Consider the following 2,543-nt stretch of genomic DNA (forward strand, 5'->3'; position numbering starts at 1 on the left):
GGGTGACGGCGTACCTTTTGTATAATGGGTCATCGACTTGGTCTATCTAGCAAGCTTAAGCCGTTAGGTGTAGGCGCAGCGAAAGCGAGTCTTAATAGGGCGCATGAGTTAGATGGATCAGACCCGAAACCGAGTGATCTAGGCATGACCAGGATGAAGGTAAGGTAACACTTACTGGAGGTCCGAACCCACACCTGTTGAAAAAGGTCGGGATGAGTTGTGCCTAGGGGTGAAAGGCCAATCAAACTCGGAGATAGCTGGTTCTCTGCGAAATCTATTTAGGTAGAGCGTCATCCGAATACCCTCGGGGGTAGAGCACTGGATGGGTAATGGGGCCCCACAGGCTTACTGATCCTAACCAAACTCCGAATACCGAGGAGTACTAGATGGCAGACAGACAGCGGATGCTAACGTCCGTTGTCGAGAGGGAAACAACCCTGACCTACAGCTAAGGCCCCTAATTCATGGCTAAGTGGGAAAGCAGGTGGGACGACCAAAACAACCAGGAGGTTGGCTTAGAAGCAGCCATCCTTTAAAGATAGCGTAACAGCTCACTGGTCTAAACAAGTTGTCCTGCGGCGAAGATGTAACGGGGCTCAAGCCATGAGCCGAAGCTTAGGATGTGCATTTATGCACGTGGTAGCAGAGCGTAGTGTGACATAGTTCCGTGTCTCTTTAGCGACTTCGGTCGTTACGGAGACAAGGAGCTTTCGATGAAGCCGGGGCGTGAGCCATCCGGTGGAGAGATCACTAGTGAGAATGATGACATGAGTAGCGACAAACAGTGTGAGAGACACTGTCGCCGAAAGTCCAAGGGTTCCTGCTTAAAGCTAATCTGAGCAGGGTAAGCCGACCCCTAAGGCGAGGCCGAAAGGCGTAGTCGATGGGAACCAGGTTAATATTCCTGGGCCAGATGGAAGTGACGGATTGCGAGGGTTGTTCATCCTTATCGGATTGGATGGGCCGCTTAGCAGTTCCTGGAAATAGCTCCATCGCTAGATCGTACCCTAAACCAACACAGGTGGACTGGTAGAGAATACCAAGGCGCTTGAGAGAACCACATTTAAGGAACTCGGCAAAATACCTCCGTAAGTTCGCGAGAAGGAGGCCCGGTTTTTACGCAAGTAGAGGCCGGGGGCACAAACCAGGGGGTGGCGACTGTTTACTAAAAACACAGGGCTCTGCGAAGTCGCAAGACGACGTATAGGGTCTGACGCCTGCCCGGTGCCTGAAGGTTAAAAGGAGGGGTGAGAGCTCTGAATTGAAGCCCAGGTAAACGGCGGCCGTAACTATAACGGTCCTAAGGTAGCGAAATTCCTTGTCGGGTAAGTTCCGACCTGCACGAATGGCGTAACGACTTCCCCGCTGTCTCAAATGTGGACTCAGCGAAATTGAATTGCCTGTCAAGATGCAGGCTTCCCGCGGTTAGACGGAAAGACCCCGTGCACCTTTACTACAGCTTCGCACTGGCATCAGGATTGTGATGTGCAGGATAGGTGGTAGACTTTGAAGCCGGAACGCCAGTTTCGGTGGAGTCATCCTTGAGATACCACTCTTCGCACTCTTGATGTCTAACCGCGGTCCGTTATCCGGATCCGGGACCCTGCGTGGCGGGTAGTTTGACTGGGGCGGTCGCCTCCTAAATCGTAACGGAGGCGCGCGAAGGTTGGCTCAGACCGGTCGGAAATCGGTCGTTGAGTGCAATGGCAGAAGCCAGCCTGACTGCGAGACTGACAAGTCGAGCAGAGACGAAAGTCGGTCATAGTGATCCGGTGGTCCCAAGTGGGAGGGCCATCGCTCAACGGATAAAAGGTACGCCGGGGATAACAGGCTGATACTGCCCAAGAGTCCATATCGACGGCAGTGTTTGGCACCTCGATGTCGGCTCATCTCATCCTGGGGCTGGAGCAGGTCCCAAGGGTACGGCTGTTCGCCGTTTAAAGAGGTACGTGAGCTGGGTTTAGAACGTCGTGAGACAGTTCGGTCCCTATCTGCCGTGGGTGTAGGATACTTGAGAGGAGTTGCCCCTAGTACGAGAGGACCGGGGTGAACGTTCCACTGGTGGACCTGTTGTTGCGCCAGCAGCAGTGCAGGGTAGCTATGAACGGACAGGATAACCGCTGAAGGCATCTAAGCGGGAAGCCCCCCTCAAAACAAGGTATCCCTGAGAGCCGTGGTAGACCACCACGTCGATAGGCCGGAGATGTAAGCGCGGCAACGCGTTCAGTTGACCGGTACTAATTGCTCGATAGGCTTGATTTGATCCAGTAGAAGTCAGACACAGCAGGAAACTGCACATGTCGCTTCGAAAACATCAGTCATACTTACACCATAAACATCAGCGTACATGACTTGGACAGTTCAAGGTTTTTCTCGGTTTGGTGATCATAGCGCGAGCAAAACACCCGGTCCCATCCCGAACCCGGCAGTTAAGTGCCGTAGCGCCCATGGTACTGCGTCTCAAGACGTGGGAGAGTAGGTCGTCGCCAAACCTAGTAAAACCTTGAGATAAACGTATCTCTCTTTCGATGAAATTCCTCACA

The 2,543-nt window shown here is 53.1% G+C and carries 2 rRNA genes (1 of these 2 cut by a window edge); both read left to right on the plus strand.

From position 1 onward, the window contains the following. Positions 1 to 2,262, plus strand: a 23S ribosomal RNA gene (locus ACEWPM_RS19670) (it extends 306 nt beyond the left edge of the window). A 115-nt stretch (positions 2,263 to 2,377) separates the two neighbouring features. Beyond that, positions 2,378 to 2,492: ribosomal RNA gene (rrf, locus tag ACEWPM_RS19675) — 5S ribosomal RNA — on the plus strand. The last annotated feature ends 51 nt before the right edge of the window (positions 2,493 to 2,543 follow it).

This window comes from Roseovarius maritimus (assembly GCF_043355895.2).
In the GTDB taxonomy this organism is placed as follows: Bacteria; Pseudomonadota; Alphaproteobacteria; order Rhodobacterales; family Rhodobacteraceae; genus Roseovarius; species Roseovarius maritimus.